General features: G+C 45.2%; 1 protein-coding gene. It reads left to right on the top strand.

Going from position 1 to position 261, the window contains the following annotated elements:
* On the top strand, nt 1–261 hold a 261-nt coding region (locus Q4528_RS14435), incomplete at both ends, for a glycosyltransferase (protein WP_303522328.1).

The following is a 261-nucleotide window of genomic DNA, read 5'->3' as shown; positions in this document are numbered from 1 at the left end:
AAACTGAAGGTTTTCCTAATGTCCTTGTTGAGGCAATGAGCCAAGGCTTGCCGTGTGTAACCACAGACGTAGGAGATGCGGCGTTTATTCTTAATCATGCTGAATGGGTGGTTAAACCGCAGCAGTCTGCTTTATTAAGCGAGGCTGTTTCGATGATGTTAGCGAGCCCCCAAGAAGAGCGGCAAACCATTGCCAATAGTAATTATCATCGTGTGACAAAGGAGTTTGATATTGCGGATATAAGCCAGCAGTATCTAGATG

Origin of the sequence: Staphylococcus pasteuri (assembly GCF_030547725.1) — a bacterium.
GTDB classification, from domain to species: Bacteria; Bacillota; Bacilli; order Staphylococcales; family Staphylococcaceae; genus Staphylococcus; species Staphylococcus pasteuri.
Note: the sequence above shows the minus strand (reverse complement) of the source record. Positions and strands in the feature narration are given on the sequence as shown.